The organism is Sphingobacteriales bacterium, from assembly GCA_016699615.1.
In the GTDB taxonomy this organism is placed as follows: domain Bacteria; phylum Bacteroidota; class Bacteroidia; order Chitinophagales; family JADIYW01; genus JADJSS01.
This window is the reverse complement of record CP064984.1, coordinates 1722365-1745930: the sequence shown is the minus strand read 5'-3', so window position 1 is coordinate 1745930 and position 23566 is coordinate 1722365. Positions and strand designations below refer to the sequence as shown.

General features: G+C 29.5%; 21 protein-coding genes and 1 pseudogene. 13 read left to right on the top strand and 9 right to left on the bottom strand.

Annotated features, from left to right (window positions below; all coding sequences use genetic code 11):
• Positions 1 to 36: 36 nt before the first annotated feature.
• Positions 37 to 699, bottom strand: coding sequence for a hypothetical protein (locus IPK18_08290; protein QQR96913.1), 663 nt, complete (start codon positions 697 to 699; stop codon positions 37 to 39).
• 131 nt (positions 700 to 830) lie between these two features.
• Positions 831 to 1538, bottom strand: a complete 708-nt coding sequence (locus IPK18_08285) for a hypothetical protein (GenBank protein ID QQR96912.1) — start codon at positions 1536 to 1538, stop codon at positions 831 to 833.
• Positions 1539 to 1820: 282 nt separating this feature from the next.
• Between IPK18_08285 and IPK18_08280 the strand changes: the two genes are divergently transcribed.
• From IPK18_08280 to IPK18_08265, 4 genes and pseudogenes are all read left to right on the top strand, one after another.
• Complete coding sequence (locus tag IPK18_08280) at positions 1821 to 2930, top strand: hypothetical protein (GenBank protein ID QQR96911.1); 1110 nt, start codon at positions 1821 to 1823, stop codon at positions 2928 to 2930.
• Positions 2896 to 5139 carry an SEC-C domain-containing protein gene (locus IPK18_08275; GenBank protein QQR96910.1) on the top strand — a complete coding sequence of 748 codons (2244 nt, stop codon included), beginning with the start codon at positions 2896 to 2898 and terminating at the stop codon, positions 5137 to 5139. The genes IPK18_08280 and IPK18_08275 overlap by 35 nt, the downstream gene beginning before the upstream one ends.
• A 33-nt stretch (positions 5140 to 5172) precedes the next feature.
• Positions 5173 to 7295, top strand: a pseudogene (gene ligA, locus IPK18_08270) (NAD-dependent DNA ligase LigA).
• Positions 7296 to 7433: 138 nt separating this feature from the next.
• Complete coding sequence (locus tag IPK18_08265) at positions 7434 to 7841, top strand: hypothetical protein (protein ID QQR96909.1); 408 nt, start codon at positions 7434 to 7436, stop codon at positions 7839 to 7841.
• A 49-nt stretch (positions 7842 to 7890) separates the two neighbouring features.
• Here IPK18_08265 and IPK18_08260 read toward each other — a convergent pair whose 3' ends face one another.
• The 3 genes from IPK18_08260 to IPK18_08250 are packed head-to-tail and all read right to left on the bottom strand — an operon-like array spanning position 7891 to position 9736.
• A complete protein-coding gene (locus IPK18_08260; protein ID QQR96908.1) occupies positions 7891 to 9036 on the bottom strand; it encodes an NAD-dependent epimerase/dehydratase family protein in 1146 nt (381 codons plus the stop codon).
• Between the two features lie 59 nt (positions 9037 to 9095).
• A complete protein-coding gene (locus tag IPK18_08255; GenBank protein QQR96907.1) occupies positions 9096 to 9494 on the bottom strand; it encodes a PIN domain-containing protein in 399 nt (132 codons plus the stop codon).
• Positions 9491 to 9736 carry a hypothetical protein gene (locus tag IPK18_08250; GenBank protein QQR96906.1) on the bottom strand — a complete coding sequence of 82 codons (246 nt, stop codon included), beginning with the start codon at positions 9734 to 9736 and terminating at the stop codon, positions 9491 to 9493. The genes IPK18_08255 and IPK18_08250 overlap by 4 nt, the downstream gene beginning before the upstream one ends.
• Positions 9737 to 9942: 206 nt before the next feature.
• Between IPK18_08250 and IPK18_08245 the strand changes: the two genes are divergently transcribed.
• The 5 genes from IPK18_08245 (at position 9943) to IPK18_08225 (ending at position 14072) form a co-directional block, all read left to right on the top strand.
• Positions 9943 to 10290 carry a hypothetical protein gene (locus IPK18_08245; protein ID QQR96905.1) on the top strand — a complete coding sequence of 116 codons (348 nt, stop codon included), beginning with the start codon at positions 9943 to 9945 and terminating at the stop codon, positions 10288 to 10290.
• A 143-nt stretch (positions 10291 to 10433) separates the two neighbouring features.
• Positions 10434 to 11051 (top strand): peptidylprolyl isomerase, encoded by a 618-nt coding sequence (locus IPK18_08240; protein QQR99316.1) that lies wholly within the window; start codon positions 10434 to 10436, stop codon positions 11049 to 11051.
• A gap of 1 nt (position 11052) precedes the next feature.
• On the top strand, positions 11053 to 12240 hold the full coding sequence (locus tag IPK18_08235; protein QQR96904.1) for an aspartate aminotransferase family protein: 1188 nt from the start codon (positions 11053 to 11055) through the stop codon (positions 12238 to 12240).
• 4 nt (positions 12241 to 12244) lie between these two features.
• Positions 12245 to 12655: a hypothetical protein gene (locus tag IPK18_08230; GenBank protein ID QQR96903.1), complete on the top strand. Its 411-nt coding sequence runs from the start codon at positions 12245 to 12247 to the stop codon at positions 12653 to 12655.
• Positions 12656 to 12701: 46 nt separating this feature from the next.
• Positions 12702 to 14072, top strand: coding sequence for an oligosaccharide flippase family protein (locus tag IPK18_08225; GenBank protein QQR96902.1), 1371 nt, complete (start codon positions 12702 to 12704; stop codon positions 14070 to 14072).
• Here IPK18_08225 and IPK18_08220 read toward each other — a convergent pair.
• The 4 genes from IPK18_08220 to IPK18_08205 are packed head-to-tail and all read right to left on the bottom strand — an operon-like array spanning position 14069 to position 19125.
• Positions 14069 to 15088, bottom strand: a complete 1020-nt coding sequence (locus IPK18_08220; GenBank protein ID QQR96901.1) for an AI-2E family transporter — start codon at positions 15086 to 15088, stop codon at positions 14069 to 14071. The genes IPK18_08225 and IPK18_08220 overlap by 4 nt on opposite strands.
• Positions 15081 to 16184, bottom strand: a complete 1104-nt coding sequence (locus IPK18_08215; protein QQR96900.1) for a hypothetical protein — start codon at positions 16182 to 16184, stop codon at positions 15081 to 15083. Before IPK18_08215 ends, IPK18_08220 begins: the two co-directional genes overlap by 8 nt.
• Entirely contained in the window at positions 16185 to 17831 is a 1647-nt protein-coding gene (locus IPK18_08210; GenBank protein QQR96899.1) for a CHAT domain-containing protein, read from the bottom strand.
• On the bottom strand, positions 17818 to 19125 hold the full coding sequence (locus IPK18_08205) for a tetratricopeptide repeat protein (GenBank protein QQR96898.1): 1308 nt from the start codon (positions 19123 to 19125) through the stop codon (positions 17818 to 17820). The genes IPK18_08210 and IPK18_08205 overlap by 14 nt, the downstream gene beginning before the upstream one ends.
• A 124-nt stretch (positions 19126 to 19249) precedes the next feature.
• On the opposite strand from IPK18_08205, the gene leuB reads away from it, so the two are divergent.
• The 4 genes from leuB (at position 19250) to IPK18_08185 (ending at position 23552) form a co-directional block, all read left to right on the top strand.
• Complete coding sequence (leuB, locus tag IPK18_08200; protein ID QQR96897.1) at positions 19250 to 20311, top strand: 3-isopropylmalate dehydrogenase; 1062 nt, start codon at positions 19250 to 19252, stop codon at positions 20309 to 20311.
• 87 nt (positions 20312 to 20398) lie between these two features.
• The gene (locus IPK18_08195) at positions 20399 to 21391 is read left to right on the top strand and encodes an alkaline phosphatase family protein (GenBank protein QQR96896.1); all 993 of its coding nucleotides are present in this window, start codon (positions 20399 to 20401) and stop codon (positions 21389 to 21391) included.
• Positions 21388 to 22512: a glycosyltransferase gene (locus IPK18_08190; protein QQR96895.1), complete on the top strand. Its 1125-nt coding sequence runs from the start codon at positions 21388 to 21390 to the stop codon at positions 22510 to 22512. Before IPK18_08195 ends, IPK18_08190 begins: the two co-directional genes overlap by 4 nt.
• A gap of 17 nt (positions 22513 to 22529) precedes the next feature.
• Complete coding sequence (locus tag IPK18_08185) at positions 22530 to 23552, top strand: dehydrogenase (GenBank protein ID QQR96894.1); 1023 nt, start codon at positions 22530 to 22532, stop codon at positions 23550 to 23552.
• The last annotated feature ends 14 nt before the right edge of the window (positions 23553 to 23566 follow it).

The window sequence follows — 23566 nt, the reverse complement described above, 5'->3', positions numbered from 1 at the left end:
AAATAAATAATAATATAAGTATGCAGTATATCTTTTTCATTTTGATAGTTTTTTAGCTCGACTCTTTTTAGGATATAGCATTTTACTTTCTGCTTCTTCTCTTGCACTTTTTCCATCATCTATAAACATTGTTTTCCAACGTATATAAATACTATATAGTCCAAGTTCATTTTGTTCTCTATGCATTCTACTTGTTGTATTTGCTACAACAGATTGCGCATCTAATGCTATTACTGAAGGAGGATCTATTTTACATAGTTTTGGTATATTATATTCTATATTTTTTTTACTCCTATGTAGAATTTTCCACTCAAATTGAAAATCTGATAAGTTAACAATGATTGATTTTGCAAAATACATACCTATTGTATACATTTCTTTTGTAATTAGAGGAGATGGCTGTTCTCTATTGGTTAATATTGCATTAGCAATATGAGCGGGTAATTGTTGGGTTTCTATTGTTTTTTGCACAGTTTCTAATGGTATTATTTCTTTTATAATATTGGGTAGCCACCACTTGCTTAGCATAAGAAATGATTCGTCTGAATAATCAGCACTCCATTTAATAGTTCTATTAACTATTGTTTCTAAATATTTAATGCCCAAATCAATATTCTCTACGTACCAATGCATATATTCATCTGCTTCTGTATTGCTCATATTATCAAAGCTTTTTTCTTTTTTTATATAAAATTCCATCTTTCTATTGTTTTATATTGTTAATAAAAATTTCAAAACCATATTCTTTTGCTATATTAATTGAAGTTGGAAAATAGATTTAGCATTTACCATTCGTTCAACACACTTATGAAGAATGGTTTCTTAAATATTTATAGAATTAGATCTGTTTTATTTAATTTATCAAATTTTTTAATATTTATATTATTTTCTATAATTTGTTTTATTTTTTCTGGTTCTATAAAATACAAATCAATTTCTTGTTTTAGTAATAAATATTCGTCTTTGTATATCCTACCAAAACCTTCTTCATTTTTATTAATCTCATTCATATAGTAATTATATTTATATTCTTTATCTTGCTCTGATATATTCGCTATTGAGTATAGATATAATATTGCTCTATATGTACTAAATAAATAACCAAAAACTGTTCTATCAGATGTAGCATGTTTTTCAAGTATATTTATAAGCTCTGAAACTGAAATCTCTTTATGTTTTATTGTATTTATAACATGACTATTCGATAAATTCTTTAATTCTTCTTCAATATTCTCAATCTTATTATTAGTAGGACATACTAATGGCTTATGTGTTATGTGTTCTATCCTTTCATAATATGGGAAAAAGGCGTATGGTTTATATTTACTAAATATACAATCAATACATATATATGGATTGTATTCTGATGTATCAAACCTGCCCCAACATAATTCCACTCCAATTGCAAACCCATCAACGATTCTTAATAGCTTATTTGAACCATATCTTCTTAAGATTGGAAAAGCTGTATTCCATTCTTTTATTCTTTCTGTTTTTACAGTTGCTGATATTTTTTTTAATGGAGATTCTTCGTACATATTTTTTGATATATTTTTAAGGTTTTATAAAAGTAAAACTATTTTGTCGACCACCAATTATTACAATTTTATTCAATCCATAATATTCCATATATTTTATCATTCTTTTGTTGTTCTAATATTTTTATAGGTTCTGATTTTCTAACCAACATGTTCTGTGAAATAAGTGCTGTATTGTTAAATTATCACATTATTAAATTTCCTCATTAGCTTATTTCATATTTTTTATGATATCTGTTTAGCAATTATGTTGTAAATTTACCCTTTTAATTTTTGTATTACATGTTAAACATCATCAACAAAGGATTATCCAAAATATTTGGTAGCAAATCAAACAGAGACATTAAATCTATTCAACCAATTGTATCACAAATCAATGCTGCATTTGAACAACTAAAATCATTATCAAATGATGAATTAAGAGGCAAAACATATGAGTTTAAAAATAGAATACACAAATATCTATCAGAATTTGATGCAAAAATCAATGAACTAAGTGAAAAAGCTGAAGAAGAAAACATTGAAATCAACGAAAAAGAAGTGCTATTCAACGAAATAGACAAACTAAAAAAAGGCAGAAATGAAGCTATTGAAGAAATCCTATTAGAAATTCTTCCAGAAGCATTTGCTGTGGTAAAAGAAACTTCACGAAGATTTACTGAAAACAAAGAAATAATTGCAACAGCAACAGATTTAGATAAAGATTTATCAGTAAAACATCAACACATAAATATCAATGGCAATCAAGTAGTTTATCAAAATTCTTGGATGGCAGCTGGAAGCGAAATAGTATGGAACATGGTACACTACGATGTACAGCTAATTGGTGGTATTGTGCTACATCAAGGTAAAATTGCTGAGATGGCAACAGGTGAAGGTAAAACACTAGTTTCTACATTACCAATCTATCTAAATGCATTGGCTGGTTGTGGCGTCCATTTAGTTACAGTGAATGACTATCTTGCAAAACGTGATAGCGAATGGAATGCACCAATATTCAACTTTTTAGGACTAACTGTAGATTGTATAGACAAACACGAGTCACATTCAGAAGGTAGAAAAAAAGCATATTTAGCAGATATTACCTATGGTACAAACAACGAATTTGGCTTCGACTACCTAAGAGACAACATGGTACGTAGCATAGATGAGCAAGTACAACACAAACTACACTTTGCTATTGTGGATGAGGTAGATAGCGTATTAATAGATGATGCAAGAACACCACTCATCATTTCTGGTCCAGTACCAAAAGGCGATGAGCAAATGTATTATCAATTAAAACCAAGAATAGAAAAATTAGTTGATGTTCAGAAAAAAATCACAACAGAATATTTAATTGAAGCAAAAAAACTAATTGCAGCAGGGAAACACAGGCGTAAAAGAAGGTGAAGGTGGTTTTGCATTATTAAGAGCACATCGTGGTTTACCTAAAAACACAGCATTAATCAAATATCTTAGCGAAACAGGCATCAAACAAATTCTTCTAAAAACAGAAAACCACTATCTACAAGAGCAACAAAAAAATATGCCAATTGTAGATGCTGGATTATACTTCACTATTGATGAAAAAAACAATCAAATAGAATTAACAGAAAGAGGTATTGAGCTAATTACAACTTCTGGAGAAGAGCAAGATTTCTTCGTTTTACCAGACTTAGGTTCTGAGCTTGCTGATATTGAAAACAACACAGAACTATCTGCATCAGAAAAAATAAAACAAAAAGATGATGCAATCCAAATATACTCGCAAAAAGCAGAAAGAGTACACACAATAGACCAACTATTAAAAGCATATTGTTTATTTGATAAAGACATTGAATATGTTGTAATAGAAGACAAAGTAAAAATAGTTGATGAACAAACTGGACGTATCATGGAAGGTAGAAGATACTCAGATGGTTTACATCAAGCTATTGAAGCTAAAGAAAATGTAAAAGTAGAATCAGCTAGTCAAACCTTTGCAACCATTACATTACAAAATTTCTTTAGAATGTACCATAAATTAGGTGGTATGACTGGTACAGCAGAAACTGAAGCTACAGAGTTTTGGGAAATCTATAAACTAGATACTGTTGTAATTCCAACAAATAGAGCAATATCAAGAGTAGATAAAGATGACCTAATCTATAAAACAAAAAAAGAAAAGTACAATGCAATTATAGAAGAAATCATCAGTTTAAAAGAACAAGGAAGACCAGTACTTGTTGGTACTACAAATGTAGAAGTATCTGAACTAATAAGTAGATTATTAGACATGAGAAAAATACCACACAATGTATTGAATGCAAAACAACATCAGAGAGAAGCAGATATAGTGGCAGAAGCAGGACGAAGTGGACAGATTACAATTGCTACAAATATGGCTGGTAGAGGAACAGATATTAAACTGACTGATGAAGTAAAAAAAGCTGGTGGTTTAGCAATTATTGGTTCTGAAAGACATGACTCAAGAAGGGTAGACAGACAGTTGCGTGGTAGAGCAGGAAGACAAGGCGACCCAGGTAGCTCACAATTCTATATTTCATTAGAAGACAATCTAATGCGTCTATTCGGTTCTGAGAAACTATCAGGCATGATGGATAAAATTGGATTTAAAGAAGGTGATGTTATTCAACATTCGTGGGTTTCCAATTCAGTAGAAAGAGCACAGAAAAAAGTAGAAGAAAATAACTTTGGCATCAGAAAAAGATTATTAGAATATGACGATGTAATGAATGCACAGCGTGAGGTTATCTACAAAAAAAGAAACCATGCATTAGGTGGCGAACGTATTTCATTTGATTTAATCAATATGTTTTATGATCTAGCTGAAGAAGTTGTAGAACATGCAAAAAACACATTAGACTACGACCAATTCAAATTAGATTGCATAAAATATTTTGGATTGGAATCTTCAATCACACAAGATGATTTAAAAAATAGAAAGTTTCCAGAATTAGCAAACAAATTATACCAAGAAGTCAATAAAAGCTATAATGAGAAATCAAAAACTATAATGCAAAACACCTACCCTATTGTAAAAGATGTATATCTAAATAGAGGCAAAGAATTTGCAAATATTGTTATTCCTTTCTCTGATGGTCACAAATCTATCAACATCATCACAAACCTAGAAAAAACATATAAATCAGAAGGAAAAGAGCTAATCAAAACTTTTGAACAAAATATCATTCTAGCATTTATAGACCAAAGTTGGAAAGAACATCTAAGACAAATGGATGATTTGAAACAATCTGTACAAATGGCTGTTCACGAACAAAAAGATCCACTGATTATTTATAAACTAGAAGCATTCCAGTTATTCAAACACATGCTTAGTCACATCAACAAAGAAGTAACTTCATTCTTATTAAAAGGAAGAATTCAAGTAGATGATTCTAACAATGTAAAACAATATCAAGGAAGAAGAGTCGCAGAAAAAACAAAAGAATCAAGAAGCAATAATGAGTTGGGCAACGAAAATGAAGGTGCGCAAACCAACACACAAGAAGCCGAACAAAAAGTACAAACTTACGTAAGAACTGAACAAAAAATAGGTAGAAACGACCCATGTCCATGTGGAAGTGGAAAAAAATACAAACAATGCCACGGAAAATAATTTTGCGTGGATTTATTTTCAAAACAAAAATATATGTCTGATCATTTGCAGCTAACACAATTATTATTAGATGCTATTAATCTTCCAATAACAGAAAAAGCTATAGAAAAACATATTGAGCAACTAAGAATGGTAATCAATTACCACGACAAAAAATATTATGTTGATGCTACGCAACAAATTTCTGATTTTGACTATGACCAGCTTTTCAAATGGTTAAAAAACTTAGAAGAACAGTATCCACAGTACATCACACCAGATTCTCCAACACAAAGAATTGCCAAAGGCTTAAATCAAGATTTTCCTACAGTAGCACATCTAGTACCTATGCTAAGTTTGGAAAACGCATACAATATTGAAGACTTAAAAGATTTTGACAAAAGAGTAAAAGATGCCATAACAGAAAGTGCTACAATAAGCTATTGCTGCGAGCCAAAATTTGATGGTTCTTCAATTGCATTAGTATACGAAAATGATATTTTAGTACGTGCAGCTACAAGAGGAAATGGAATTGAAGGCGATGACATTACAAACAATGCAAAAACAATCAGAAGTATTCCTTTAAAAGCAAATTTTTCACAATATGGTATTTCTAAAATAGAATTGCGTGGAGAAGTTATTATAGAACTTGAGATTTTCAAGCAAATAAATGAAGAAAGAAAAAACAAAACGAGCTATTAAAATCAGAAAATAAAAAAGAATTAGAATTATTCAAGAATGCAAGAAATACAGCAGCAGGAAGTTTAAGACTAAAAGATAGTGCAGAAGTTGCAGCTAGAAGATTAGATGCAATTATGTATCAAGTTGGATATGCAACAGACACGCAAGGAAACAATATCACAAACTCAGATATTTTTGCCTCACATTTCAAAAACTTAGAAATGCTACATCAATTAGGTTTTAAAACACCTGATCAAGAGAAAAAAATAAGCTATACAATAGAAGATGTTATGCAACAATGTTTGCATTGGCAAGATGAACGAGACAACTATCCAATTGATATTGATGGCATGGTTATAAAAGTAGATGATACAAAATTGCAACAATCTATTGGCAGAACATCACATCATCCAAAATGGGCAATAGCATTTAAGTTTAAGCCAAAACAAGCATTTTCCACTTTATTAAATGTAGATTTTCAGATAGGAAGAACTGGACAAATAACACCAGTTGCAAAAATAAAACCAGTGCAATTGATGGGCGTTGAGATTAGTTCCATTTCACTACACAACGAAGATTTCATTACAGAAAAAGATATCAAAATAAATGACACTGTAATTGTAGAACGTGCTGGCGATGTAATTCCATACATTGTTGGAAGTATAAAAGAAAATAGAAATGGCAATGAAGTAGATATAGAATTTCCTAAAAATTGTCCGTCATGCAATCATCATTTAGTAAAACAAGAAGATGAAAGTGCTTGGAGATGCATCAATACAAATTGTCCTGCACAATTAGAAGAACACTTAATACATTTTGTTTCAAAAGATGCCATGAATATTTTTGGATTTGGAGAAGAAAATGTACGCACCTTTTTAAAAAATAATATTATTGGAAATATCGTTTCAATTTATAAAATAAATTATGATGACGTAAGAAAATTAGATGGTTGGAAAGAGAAATCTATACAAAATCTAATGGAAGGAATTGAGACATCAAAACAAAATGAAAATTGGAGATTGTTGGTTGGCTTGGGCATCAGACATATTGGTACAACAACAGCCAAAATGCTTTCAAAACAAGTAGATAATCTTTTAGATTTTGCATCTTGGAATGCAGAAAAATTCATGCAATTAGAAGACGTAGGACCAAAAGTAGCTCAATCATTACAACAATTTTTTGCCGACGAAAGCAATGTAAGCTTATTACAAGAATTACAATCATTGGGTATCAATCTAAATAAAACAAACACAGTTTTTGATTCAGATAAATTAGCCAATAAAACATTTTTATTCACAGGCGCACTCACACAATTTTCTAGAGATGAAGCTAAAATATTAGTAGAAAAAAATGGTGGCAAAAACTTAAGTGCAGTTTCTGCAAATTTAGATTACTTGGTAGCAGGCGAAAAAGCTGGAAGTAAATTAACTAAAGCGCAAAAAATTCCAACTATAAAAATTATTGACGAATTTGAATTTCTAAAAATGATTGAATAACTATATATCTATCAATCATATACATTGCACATAAATACAATATGTGATTTTTCTATATCAAAATGATATAATTTTTATAAAAGATTATTTTTATTTAATTATCTTTGCACACATTTAAAATTAAAAATAAAAAAAGAAATGAAAAAATTATTTATTTTATTTGCTGCAGCTACATTATTTGTAGGTGTTCAAGCATGTAAATCAACTCCAGAAGCAACTGAAGAAGTAGCAACTGAGGAAGTAGTAACAGAAGAAATTCCTGCTGAAACAACTCAAGCAAGTGCTGGTGTACCAACATTTAGCAATGCTGATGTTCAAGCTTATGTAAATTCTTATGAAGAGTATATCAATCTTTATAAAGAAGCAGTAGACAAAAAAGACATGACTAAAATGCAAGAATTAGCTACTAAAGGTCAAGAATTAGCTACTAAAGGTCAAGAAGCAATGAGTAAATTAACAGGAGACGATGTTAAGAAATTTACTGACTACACAACGGCTAAAGCTAATGAAATTAAGGATTTAGCTATGAAATTAGCTGGACAATAATTTTTATTTAGATTAAGTTCAAGGCTAACTATTATTTAGTTAGCCTTTTTTATTTATACAAACCTTTGGCGCTCATTTCTGCCAAAGATTGCTCAAAATTATTTTCAGGATTAGCTTGTGTTTTTACCCAATCTACATATTTTTTCATGCCTTTGCTAAAATCAATTTTAGGTTCAAATCCAAGTAGTTTTTTTATTTTACTGATATCTGCGAAATTATGTCTTATATCACCTTTCCTAAATTTTCCAGTAATTTCTATTGGCACTTCAATTTCAAAATTCTTAATCAGACTTTGAGCTACATCTATCACAGAAGTTGCCACACCATTACCTACATTAAAAACTTGATTGTTTGCACTGTCACTTTCAATACCTAATATCGTAGCATCTACCACATCATCAATATATACAAAATCTCTACTTTCTTGTCCATCTTCAAAAATTAAAATTGGCTGATTGGCTCTAATTCTATTAGAAAAAACTGCCAAAATTCCTGTGTATGGATTACTCAACGATTGACCAACACCGTATACATTCTGATATCTAAAAGCCACAAAAGGAATATCCATTGATGAACAAATAATTTCTATTGATTTTTCTTGCTCATATTTATTCAAACCATAGATAGAATTAGGTTGTATCATGCTATCTTCTGTCGTTGCACAAAGTGTTACTGATTGATTAGTTATTGGGCATTTACATTCAAAATCACCATGTAGCATATCAATTTCAGCGCGGTGCTTTGGATACACAAATTGTTGTATAGATTCAGAAAAATATTTTCCTTCACCATACACAGCTCTTGATGAAGCCACCACCACTTTTTGTATTTGATGGTTTTTATTTTGCAGCGCTTGAAGTAATTTGCTGGTGCCCATCACATTTGTTTGGTTGTATCTATTCAACTGATACATACTTTGTCCTGTGCCCGTTTCAGCAGCAAAATGCACAATAATATCTTGATTTTTTAGCACATCTAGCCAAAAACTATCATCTACGATTGCTACATCAGCATGGATAAAATTCACTTTATTCTTGATAGACACATACAATGGCGAACTAATTTCTGGTTGTTCTCCATGTATTTGTGGCAAAAGACTATCTACAATTGTGATGTTATAACCTTTCTCTATTAATTTCAGAGACAAATTGGAACCAATAAAACCAGCACCACCAGTAATTAATATATTTTTCAAATGATTTAATTTTTATCTAAAAATACGATAAGTATATGATTCACCAGACAATATAGTAATTATATAGTCCAATCTTCAATGTTTATGTTTTCTATTCTTTCAAAGTCAGTTATATTCTTTGTTACCAGAATCAATTCATTATATACAGCAGTTGTGCCAATTAATAAGTCAAAATCATCTAAGGTCTTACCTTTAGTTTTTAAACGCACCTTCTCTTTTGCATATAAATCTAATGCAGGGAAAATTGGCATTATATTAAATTTTAATAAGAAAAGTTCAAGTATCTTCTTATTCTTTTCTTTATGTGTACTCTTTTCTACACCATATTTTAATTCTGCAATTGTAATTTCAGATACAATGCAATTCTCTATTCCAACTTCTTCTATTTTATGAATAAGATTGTATTTCCCATTTAAGAAATAAATACAAATATTTGTATCTAATAAATATTTTTTCAAAACTTAATAGCTTTCTTAATAAAACTTCTATCTTTTTTTAACTCAGTAATAAAATCTTCAATAGGTTCATCTAATTCCATAGAACCATATAAGGATTTCCATGAAGATTTATTTAACTTTTCTGTACTTCTTAACGATTTTGAAAGTTTAGCAATTAATTCTAGTTTGTTATCTGCACTCAAATTTTTTATCAGAGAATAATAACTATCTATTAATGTATTATCGTTATCTGCAATTTTCATAAATATAGTTTAGATAAGTATAAAATTACATAAAAAATCAGACAACACAAATAATCAATAAACTATATAACTAATTTCATCACTCTTTTACTAATATTTATGCATTATTAAAATATCATTTTACTCATCCTATGCTAATTTTTTTAGTTTAGTTAATTATTTATAACGTAAAGCCTTATTATATTTATTTTTTTATTTTTGTAAGTATGGAGAATGTATTGGATTTGCAATTTGATGAAATTGCTTGGAAAGATGTAACTGCTTTTTTCGAAAATAAATTTCAAAAAATACCAGATTTATCTTCTATGCTTTTCATCATTGGACATAGAGAATTAGGATTTAATGAAACAAAATTTTCAAAAGAACAAAAACAAGACATTATACATGTTGGCGTATGTTCTTTACTAAGCAAAGAAAATTATTATACACCAACAGGAAAAGATGCTGATGGTTGGTTACACTTCGAATACAATAGAAGTATGCCCAAACTTACACACGAGCAACAAGAAATATTATTAAAAAAATGCATTATTGATTACATTAAAAATATCTGATTATGAAAAAAATTAGTACACTATTAATTATAGCTATGCTTATTCTAAATGTTAGCTATGCAAAAGGGAAAAAGACAAAATCAAAAAAAGTAAAAACAAAAACAACGGCAATTACTAATCAACAAATTGAAAATACACCAAAAATGGAAGCACCAGAAATAAAAAAAGCACCAGAGAACACTTATGTACTTATAGAAACAACAATGGGCAACATCAAATTGAAATTATACAATGAAACACCATTGCACAAAGAAAACTTTATAAAAATAGTAAAAGACGGCGTTTTAGATAGCACACTATTTCATAGAGTAATTCCTGAATTTATGATACAAGGTGGCGACCCACAATCTAAAAATGCTGTGCCAGGACAAAGATTAGGCATGGGTGGCTTACCATACAAAGTACCAGCAGAATTTAGCAAAGACATCATTCACAAAAAAGGTGCGTTGGCAGCTGCAAGAGATGGAAATCCACAAAAAGCATCATCGAGTACACAATTTTACATTGTAGTAGGTAAAAAATTTAATGACGTAGAATTAAATACTTTAGGTAGCAGAACAAGCAACTCTTGGACTGATGAACAAAGAAAAGTGTATACTGAAATAGGTGGCACACCAATGTTAGACATGCAATACACAGTATTTGGAGAAACAGTAGAAGGCTTGGATATTGTAGAAAAGATTGTCAATGCGCCACGTGACCCATACGATAGACCAACTACAGACATAAGAATGCTTAAAGTAAGCATTATAGAAGAATAATATGCCAACACAACGCCAGCTATTTCTACAACATGTTGCTCAAACATCAGAGCAACCTTTGGGTATTGAAGTAGCAAAAGCCAATGGTATATACATCTATGACACAGCTGGAAAAAAATATATTGATTTAATTGCTGGTATTTCGGTAAGCAATTTAGGACATTGCCACCCAAACGTAGTCAGTGCTATTCAAGAGCAAGCACAAACCTATATGCATACTATGGTCTATGGCGAATACATACAAGCACCACAAGTGGCATTGGCAAATTTTCTTACGCAACTGTTGCCTAATACATTAAACAATGTGTACTTTACAAATAGTGGTACAGAAGCTACTGAAGGTGCTATGAAATTAGCCAAAAGATATACTGGAAAGTATGAGATAATGTCTTGCTACAATAGCTATCATGGTAGTACACAAGGTGCTTTATCGTTGATTGGCGATGAATATTTTAGCGCAGCATTCAGACCATTATTACCCAATACAAAAAAAATAAGATACAATAATATTGATGACTTAAATCTGATTACAGAAAAAACTGCAGCAATATTTATGGAACCTGTCCAGGCTGAAAGTGGAATAACTGTACCAGATAAAATGTATATGCAAGCACTAAGGAAAAAGTGCGATGAAACAAAAACATTATTAGTTATTGATGAGATACAAACTGGTTGTGGTCGCACAGGAACATTTTTTGCTTTTGAACAGTTAGATATTATTCCAGATATACTATTGCTTGCAAAAGGCTTAGGTGGTGGCATGCCAATTGGATGTTTTATTGCTAATAAAAATATCATGCATAGTTTGACACATGAGCCTGTTCTTGGACATATTACTACATTTGGTGGAAATGCCGTTTGTTGTGCTGCTGCATTGGCATGCGTACAAACGATAGAGCAAGAAAAACTATATCGTTTAGCGAATGAAAAAGCAAACTTATTTTTAGAATTATTGCAACACCATGCTATCAATAAGATAACACATTCTGGCTTGATGATGGCTGTACATTTAGATAACTTTGATAATTTACAGAAAGTAATTCAACATTGTTTGAATAATGGGTTGATAACTGACTGGTTTTTATTCGCCAATAATTGCATGAGAATTGCACCACCATTAATTATTACAGAAGCTGAAATTAGAGTAAGTTGTGGCATCATTTTAGATGCATTAAATAACGTATATTAGCAACATGAAACATATAATATTTTCAATATTACTTCTGTTTTTCGTTTTTGGTGGAATGGCACAACAAAAACTGCCTTATAATATTATCGAAAAAATTGTAACGCAAACAGATATGTTTATTCTAAATAGTAGTACACAATTTGCCCATGTAGATTTGCCTGTTGGCAAATACCAACAATTTTTTGGTTATATAAAAGATAGTATTGCTACGCCAATTGTTGGTGCGAATAATCCAGTTTATTACAAATGGTACTTAAAAGATGGTAGTGAAATAAATGGTGATGTCTATTTTAAAGACAAGCAATCGTATATTTTATTTAAAATTGATAATAAAACTTACATCAATTATTTTATGCCAGATGGTTTGTTGCAACTAAAAATATATTCAAATTTTGAGAAAATCATTTCTCTTTAATGTCATCTTTCTTGTATTTGTCAATTTTTAGGTGAGGCCATGTTGGGTGTTTGGTATCGACAGAAGCGTTCAAAATAAATTACACGAAAGTGAGTATGGAATTTATTTTGCTGTATTTAATTTTACCTATCTTTTTCAGATTTTATTAGATTTTGGTTTGCAAAATTACAATGCAAGAAATGTTGCTACTGATGTGCGTAAACTCAATGATTTGTTGCCAAATATCTTATTATTCAAAACTATTTTATTTGTTTTATACATCATAGCATGTGTTAGTTTTGCATATCCATTAGGCTATACAAACTTTTCATTTTTGTATGTTATTATCATCAATCATTTTTTATTGTCGTTTATAATATACCTTCGTTCTAATGTATCTGCGCATCAATATTTTGTTACTGATAGTTTATTATCTGTGTTAGATAAATTATTGATGATATTCTTTTGTGCTTTATTAATTTGGGGCAAAACGAATATAGAACTTACCATTCTAAATTTTACATTAGCTCAGTTATTTGCATATGCCATTACATTTATTATATGCTTAATTATTTCGCTACGCTTAGGTGATAAATTAAAATTCACAATTTCTATAGACAAATTATTCTCTATAATTAAAACAAGTGCACCATATGCTATTGCTTATTTCTTAATGACAACATACTATAGAATTGATGGTGTAATGCTTGAGCAAATGAGTGGTAGAACTGAAACTGGAATTTATGCTCAAGGTTATCGTATTATTGAATCTATTAATAATATTGGCTATTTGTTTAGTGTAATTTTACTTCCTATATTTTCATACTATATTGCTCAATATAAAAATTTGAAAGAAATTCTGTTTCCTTCATTAAACATTATATTAGTCATTATAGTTGCTGTTGTTGGTTTGTTTTATTTTCAGGCTGATGATATTATGAAGTTATTATACCATAGCAACCAAGCATATTCTGCAAAAGTATTTTCTTGGCTTATTCTAAATTTTATTCCTATTGGTTTGTTGTATGTTTTAGGCACATTACTTACTGCAAAAGAAAGTTTTAGAGTAATGCTGCCAACACTTGCCATTGCTGTATTACTCAATATTATTTTTAATTATGTATTGATTAAAAAGTCTGGTGCTGTTGGTGCTGCACAAGCTACACTCTTCACTCAACTGTTTGTATTGTTTGTTTACAGTATTTATATATTTAAAAACTTAGCACTAAAAATTAATTATATAAAAGTAATTAAAATGATGTTATTTATTGCATTATCAATATTTTCGATATTGTACTTGAATTATAAATTTAATGATCCTTCATTTTTTAGCATTGCTTTAAGAAGCTCATTTTATTTGGTTATTGTAGGCATTAGCGCCATAATTTTTGGAATAATTAATAAAGATTTACTTACGCTAGAAACAGGCATTCGCTAACTTCTTCTTGGAATTTCTGAAAACTCAATATTATAAATTTTTATTAGTAGAATAAAGTACGATACTAATAATGGGCCAAAAATTAGTCCAATAAATCCGAATAATTTAAGACCAACAATAACGCCAAGCATGGTAACCAATGGATGTATATTGGCAAATGCTTTGAGCAAAACCAATCGCAATAGATTATCTACGTTCATTACTAATAATACATAATATAGTGATAGTCCAATTCCATTATTTATTTCACCAATTGAAAATAGATAAGCAATCATTGGTACTGCAATTAATGATGTACCTACAAATGGAATAACGGCAACAATTGCAGTAAGAAAACCCCAAAAAATGAAATCTGGTACATCGAAAATACAATAACCAATAGATGCAATAACACCTTGACATGCTGAAATAACTGGAATACCAATTGCATATGATTTGATGATGCTCTTTGTTTCAGTTGTAATTGTATTAATATTTGTTGGTTTTAATGGTATTAGTCTTTTTATGCTTCTGCCTAAATTTTTTGAGTTAATTAACATAAAATATAATATAAAAAACATGGTTCCAATGTTTAATACAAAGGAACTTACACTGCCTAAAATATCTGGAAGTGTATCTGAAACTATGCTTGGGATTTTCTCAAAATTCTTTGTTGATAGAATCTCAATTGAGAATCTTGTTTCAACTTCGTGTAATATTTTTTTGATACCTGTAATAAATTCTCCTGATTGATTGATAATTCCACTCAACTTTGGTATTATAATTATTGATGCAAGTATTAAAGGAACAATCATTACCACAACATTTACAACAAGCACAATAATACTTGATACATATATATTTTTTATTTTTAGGTTTAATTTTTGTAGAAATCCGATATTGATTATATATAATGTAACTGCGCCTAAAAATCCTGCAAAGATGACCTTAAGTGGAATGAATAGTAAAATAGACAAACATATAATTATGATAAAGAAAACAATTTGCTTAAAGTTATCTTGGAAAGTATTACTCATTATTTTTCTTGTTTTTATGTGTTATTAATTTATATTTTGTTTGCAAAAAGACTTCTAACAACTCGTATTCATCTTCTATATAATAGTTTGGATAAATGTATAACAATAGATTTTGCCATACATCATCAACTAAAATATCTTTAAAATCAATATTGACTTGTTGTTCTAAATAGTGTGGCTCCACAGCAGATAAAACAATTTTATCAAACACTGCATGATACTCTACAATAATATATGTATTTGGTGTCGTAAAATCCTCAATCAGCAATTGTTCTATTGATGATAAGCAATTACTTTGTGGATAGTAATACTTCATATAATAATATGGATGCTTGGTTTTTCTATATGGAATTTTATGTTGCTGTAGCCAATTTTCTGCTCTGCCTAATTGTTCTCTATAATAATCACACATTTTATAGAGTTCATCTGTATTGTTTAGTTTTTTCCAAGTGAGCGAAAACCAATCACAGTAATCTACGTCATTGCCCAACCTTATTTTATAATTAAATGGTGAAGGTTTATCTGCAATGTAGCCTGGATAGTAATATGTAAAATTATTTTCTTTTGCAAACTCAACTTCTAACAACATAGAATACAAACCCAAACTATATTTTGAATAATCTTTGTTGAAAATACCTAAAATACTTGCAATACTATTTTTTCCTATATCAAAAATACTGTATGCTACTAATTCATCTGTATCTTTGTCATATATATTTATTTCGTGTGTGTTGAATTTTCTTGTTTCATCATAATCAAAAAGATATTGTTCTAATGACATGGTGCTTGAACCAACAAATCTTTCTTTATGATGCCAAAAGAGCACTTCTTTTTCTTTTGTATTTTTAAATTTCTTTATTTCTGAATAGAATTTCTCTTTATTTTTTCGCAGCAACTTTTTCATGCTTTTAGGAAAATCATATTTATCCATTTCGTACCTAATATGAAATAGATTATATATATCTTGATTGTACAGCAATACTCTTGTTTTTAGTAGGTAATTGCCTGTTCTAAAATATCCATCAGCAAGCATATCATCTAGTTTTACATCTTCAATTGGATGTTCTAAAAAATGATATTCTACTGGAGCGTGCATTTATTTACGTTTAGTTTTGACAATGTAAATTATAATAAACACTATCAACAGTAAAGATAAAGCGAAATATAAATATCTGAAATTAAATTTATAAGTATTCATGGTGGCATATACAATAAAATTCGACCAATAATATGGTTCTCTTCCAATTGCGTCTGCGTTTTTCATATAGTCTAGCTTTGTTTGTTGCAATGCATCAGAAATCGGAATATTCTTACTCAATCTCTCATAAAATTTCTGCATCAAAGTTTGTGTTGCTTTATCTGCTGCTTTCCACTGTGATATTAATACATTATTTGCGCCAGCATAATGAATTGCCCAAGCAAAATTAAGTACACCTTCACCTTTATTTTGTTTTCCAAAACTACCATCACATGCACTTAGCACAACCAAATCTGCACAAATTTGATTTCTCATTAAATCTTCTAAATTAAGATAACAACACTTATCTGCGCTTTTAGCATCGTACAATACAATAGAAGATTGCAATGGCACAATACTATCTATATAAGTATGTGCAGCTAAATGTATGTTTCTGTATGCTTTTGCAAACTTGTAATAATTGTTCTTTGTTGCATCTTGTTTCAACAATGGCTTGGTGGTAAAATATTTTTTAATTGCATTTATTTCCTCAACATTCTGTAATGTTGCATATTTCGTATTATCATATTCCGGTGCAATAGCCAATACATTATTATTGTAAATAAACTTATGTGTATTATATTCATTAAAATATATGTTTGATGAGAATGTATATTTTGTGCTGTAGTTTTCTATCAAGTATTTTTTTTCTTTATTCTGCAATACATCAAATGGTAGTTGATGTAGAAAGCCATCAGCAGAAAAAATAATTTGTTTTTTGTCTTCTATGATTTTATTTGGCAGAATTACGTCATACAATAGTTGTGCAAGTTTTGTATTTACATTCTTAGATTGTATGCTATTGTTTAATTCTGTTACATACTTATTAATTTTTTGTTTATCAATTAATTTAGAAAACAACATATCATTTTTGCTTACTGCAATTCTAAAAATTGCTGCTTCGTTCTCTAAATATGTGATATACACTTCATCGCGTTTTAGTTTTTGCTGTAATTTGGCTATAGAAATATTTTGATTTATTTTTTCTGATTTTGTTTCATTCTTTTGTTGTATTAGTTCATACTTTTCTTTTAGTTGAATTAGTTCATGTTCCAAGTTTGCATACTTCTTTTTATTTGATGCTAAGTTCTTATCCAATTGATTTAGTTCGCTTGTTTTATTCAAAATATCATTTAGTATTTTTAAACTATTCTTATCAATCTGTTTGTTTGTAACAAATTCTTGTTTTTGCAATAGTGCGTTTGCTTTATTGTATTCTATAAAAAAGAATGCGTCATCTATGTATTTTTTCTTATAACTGTTTTGAAATAAATTGAATGTCAACTCAGTTGCAAAAAGACAAACCTTTGAAATAATATCAGCTTTATTCAATGATGACTTCTCTCCGAAATAGAAATTATTTTCTTTTCTTAATACATTTATTTTTTGTTTCAAAGTATCTAAAACATTGTCCCAATATTGATTTGAATATTTGTTTTTGTAAAACTGCAATTGATACACTTGTAGCTTTGATAATATATTTTCAAACAAATCATTTTTTATCATATGGAAATGAAGCAACTGCATAGTTTATAGCTTGACTTATATTTTCTTGTTCAAATTCAATTTCTGAAAGCAATAAATATAGTGTGTTATGGTATTTGTGATTTTTTCCAAGTAATTGTATAAATAAAGCATCAGACTTTTTGATATAATTAATTGCTTCTGTGTATTTTTTTTCATTTTTAGATATCATACCTAAATACATATACACTTCTGCCTTGCGAATAGATACGTTTTCTTGTAGTTTCTGTTCAATACTTAGTACTTTATTACACAATACTTTTGCTTGATTTATATCATTCAAGCCAATATATGCGTTGATTAATTCAAGATAGTTTTCTACAATATCTTCATGATTTTCATCTAAAAAAGCTCTTCGTATAGACAAAGATTTTTCTAAATTTTGTTTTGCTAATTGATAATCTTTTAATTGATTATAGACCATTCCACAATCTAAGTACGAAAATGCTACGTTCAAATTTTGCTCACCATAGATATTAATACAAATATTTCTGTCTTTATTAAAATAATCAATTGCCTTATCCAATTGATTAAAATATAAATAAACACTACCCAACATTCCATAACATTCTGCTACAGTTGAATGCTGCTCACCATACACTGATTTATATATAGCCAATGCTTTCTCTAATAGTTTTAATGACTCATAATTTTGATTTTTTTCATACAAAATAATAGCTAGATTATAGTTTGTCTTTGCAATTTTTGCTCTGCATGCTGTCGGAAATTTCTCATACTCATGTAATGCTTTTTGGTACCATTGCTCAGCATTGTCAAAATCTGATTGATAAAAATAACTTGCAGCTTTGTTGTTATATACAAGGCCTTTTTTTATCACATATTTTCTTTCTTTTGATATAGATAAATATTTTAGAGCTTGAGCATAATATTGATTAGAAAGTTCAAATTTATTTTCATTCATTTCCATTAATGCAAGTAAATTATACTTCTCACCTAAATAATAATTATCATTAGTTTTAATTTTATTGATAATTTTCAATGCATCTTCATACCTTGATGTATTTACCAAATATTTTGCATATAACATTTGTGCCGCAACATATAGATGTGGTTCAGATTTATTTACGTTATCTATAAGCGTCTTAATTTCTGATTCTATATTATCATATTTCTTTAATTCAAATTTACAAATTAAAATACCTAGATCTCTTCCTGCACTTGGGCTCATTGTAGCGTATGCATCTAATGCTTCTTTATATCTTTCTGTTTCTATCCATTCTTGTGCTTGCTGTAAGTTGTCTGATGAATATAGCAAACAAAAACACAAACATGACAATAACAAAATAAAATATATTTTATTTGGCAGACACATACAATAAAAATACATTTTTTTTATTAGGAAATCTCAGGATATTAACACAATAAGCTATCTTTGCATCATGAAAAAGAAAATTGCAGTTTTGTCTGGTGATGGCATTGGACCAGAAATAATTACAGAAGCAATAAAAGTATTAAAAGCAATTGAACAAAAATTCAACCATCAATTCGAGTACGAATATGGCTTGATTGGTGCTGATGCAATTGACAAAGTTGGAAATCCTTATCCAGATGAAACACATCAACTATGTTTAAATGCTGATGCTATATTATTTGGTGCAATTGGCGATCCAAAGTATGACAATGATCCATCAGCAAAAATAAGACCAGAACAAGGCTTACTAAAAATGAGAGCTGCACTTGGCTTATATGCAAACATTCGTCCTGTAAAAAGCTATGATGCATTGCTTGAGGCATCACCTCTTAAGACTGAAAGAATAAAAGGTGTAGATTTCGTAGTCGTTAGAGAATTAATCTCTGGAATATATTTTGGAAAACCACGTGGCAGAAGCGAAGATCAAAATATTGCATACGACACTTGTGTCTATACACGCGATGAGATATTAAGAATTACAGCAAAAGCATTTGAATTTGCAAAAAACAGAAGAAAGAAAGTTACCTTATTAGATAAAGCAAATGTATTAGCTACATCAAGATTGTGGAGAGAAGTAGTAACTGAGTATGCGAAACAATTTCCAGATATAGAACTTGAATGCAATTTTATTGATAGTGCAGCAATGGAAGTCATTACAAAACCATCTAAGTTTGATGTTATACTAACAGAAAATTTGTTTGGTGATATTATTTCAGATGAAGCATCAGTAATTGGTGGTAGCTTAGGCATGCTACCATCAGCATCAATGGGCGAAAAAACTGCTTTGTATGAACCAATACATGGTTCGTATCCACAAGCAAAAGGAAAAAATATTGCAAATCCAATGGCTACCATCTTGTCTGCTGCAATGTTATTAGAATATAGTTTTGGACTAACAGATGAAAGCAAAGCAATTGTAGATGCAGTAGATAAAGCATTGACAGATAATTATGTAACAGAAGACATCAACCATGGCAAATACTCTACAAGTGATGTTGGAGATTATATTGTAGAATTTATCTTAAATTAAGCTATAATGAACAAAATAAATATATTATTTATTTTATTTATTTGGTTCTTGTTTATAAATTGCCACAAATGCAATGACTATCTATCAATGGAATTTGATTGCAATCCAACATTTGCAACAATACAAAATGATTCAAATATTAGTTCTATATCTTTTGGTTCTTGTTCAGATGAAAATTCAGCACAGCCAATTTTAAGTGATGTTGTTAACCTAAAACCAGATTTATTTATCTATTTAGGTGATAATATTTATGCTGATGCAAACAAATGTTCTGATTTTTTTAAATCATATTCTAAATTGGCTTGCAAGCAAGAGTTTAAAAATCTAGTAGCACAAATTCCAACAATTGCAACTTGGGACGACCATGATTATGGAAAAAATGATGGTGGAATAGAATATAATTTAAAAACACAATCAAAACATATTTTTCTAAAATTCTGGAATGAGCCGAAAGATTCTGACAGATACAAACATGAAGGAATATACAACAGTAAATATTTTGGAGATGACAATCATAAAGTTCAAGTAATCTTACTAGACACAAGAACATTTAGAAGTAGTCTAAAAGGTGGGCGGAATTCATACACACCAGACTATTCTATTAACAAAACTATGTTGGGTGATGAACAATGGAAATGGTTAGAAGCAGAGCTACTAAAGCCAGCAAAGGTTAGAATTATTGCGTCGAGTACTCAATTTGGTATAGAACACAATGGTTGGGAAGCATGGGCAAATTTTCCAAAAGAACAACAAAAAATGGCAGATTTAATTGCTTCAACAAAAGCTAATGGTGTTATTTTTATTAGTGGTGATGTACATTATGCTGAGTTGAGCAAGCAAACTTTCAACAATACTTATCCATTTTATGATTGCACATCAAGTGGTATTACAAACATTGAATACAATCCAAGAAAAAATAAATATAGATTAGACAATGCAGTTTCAAAAATTAATTATGGAAATTTAAATATCAATTGGGAAAGCAATCCAATTTCCATTGAATATAAAATTTACACCATAAATAATGAAGTATTATTTCAACATCTTATTACCTTAGATGAAATTAGTTTCAAACCATGAGAATAGCAATTATTGGTCCAGCATATCCATTAAGAGGTGGACTTTCTACATTTAATCACAGATTGGCAAAAGAATTTATAGATTTAGGTCATGAATGTACCATTTGGTCATTTTCATTACAATATCCATCAATATTATTTCCAGGAAAAACACAATATAGCGATGAGCCAGCACCTAATAATATCAACATTATCTCAGAAATAAACTCTATTAATCCTTTAAGTTGGATAAAAGTTGGAAATAAATTAAAAAAACAAGAATTAGATATAGTTATTGTAAGATATTGGCTACCATTTATGGGGCCAGCTTTAGGTACTATAATTAGAATTTTAAAAAGAAACAAAAAAACAAAAGTTGTCTGCATTGCTGACAATGTTATTCCACATGAAAAGAGAATTGGAGATAAGATATTTACAAAATACTTTCTAAAATCTTGTGATGCTTTTATTACTATGAGCGAAAAGGTAATGAAAGACTTAAGAACATTTGATAATAATAAAGCTACACAAATTGTAGAACATCCATTATATGATAATTTTGGGAATATTGTATCTAAATACGACGCTAGAGCATATTTAAACATACCACAAGATGAAAAAATTGTATTATTCTTTGGGTTTATTAGAAAATACAAAGGCTTAGACTTGTTGATAGAAGCAATGCATGAGCTAAATAAAAAAAACACAAACATAAAATTACTTATTGCTGGCGAATTTTATGAAGACGAAGAACAATATCTTCAATTAATTAAACAATATAACTTAGAAGATAAGATAATACTACATACAAATTTTATTGCAGACAGTGAGGTAAAATATTATCTATGTTCCGCAGATGTATTAGTTCAACCTTATAAAAATGCAACTCAAAGTGGCGTTACGCCGCTTGCATACTATTTTGAAAAGCCTATGATTGTTACAAATGTTGGTGGGTTGCCGGCATTAGTACCAGACAAAAAATGTGGTATCATTGTAGAGCCAAACCCAAAAGACATAGCAAAAGGAATAGAAGAATTTTTCAATATAGGCGAAGCTCATTTTATTCCATTTATAAGAAATGAACAACAAAAGTTTAGCTGGAAGAATATTGCAGATAATATATTATCTTTATCAAATAAATAACAAAGTAATTATTAAGTATGATATTCAGAAGCAAAGCTCCCTTGAGAATTGGCTTAGCAGGTGGTGGTACAGATGTGAGTCCATATTGCGATGAATACAATGGCGCAATTCTAAATGCAACAATTTCATTATATGCATATACCAACATTGAGTTATTAGAAGAGAATAAAATAATTCTACATGGAATGGATAGAGATGAAATTGAAGTATATAATTGGCAAACCAATCTACCAATAAATGGAAAGTTAGACTTATTAAAAGGTGTTTACAATCGTATTCAAAAAGACTATCCATTCACTAAAAAAGGTATAAAAATAAGCACATTTGTAGATGCACCTTCTGGTTCAGGCTTAGGCACATCATCAACATTGGTTGTATCTATTGTAGGCGCATTTGTAGAAATGCTACAACTGCCATTTGGGGAATACGATATTGCTCATTACGCTTATGATATAGAAAGAAATGACTTAAAATTAGCTGGAGGAAGACAAGACCAATATGCTGCAACATTTGGTGGTGTAAATTATATGGAGTTTTATAAAGATGATAAAGTTATAGTAAATCCATTGCGCATCAGACAAGAATACCTAAATGAATTAGAACACAATCTATTATTATATTACACGTCTACAAGTAGAGAATCTGCAAAAATTATAGAAGAACAGAGCAAAAACGTAAAAGAAAAAAACAATCAATCTATTGAAGCAATGCATCAATTGAAACAACAATCTGTTTTAATGAAAGAAGCATTATTAAAAGGCAATACAAACGAAATTGGAAAAATCTTAGACATTGGCTTTGAACAGAAAAGATTAATGGCAAAAGGAATAAATAATTCTCTAATTGATGATATCTACAACACAGCCAAAAAAGCAGGTGCAACTGGCGGAAAAATTAGTGGTGCAGGCGGCGGTGGATTTATGATCTTTTATTGCCCAAACAACACAAAACATATAGTAAGAAAAGCATTAGAAAATTTTGGTGGTGAAGCTAAAACATACCAATTTACAAAACATGGCTTAACAACATGGAAAATTTAATAGGAAATAATACA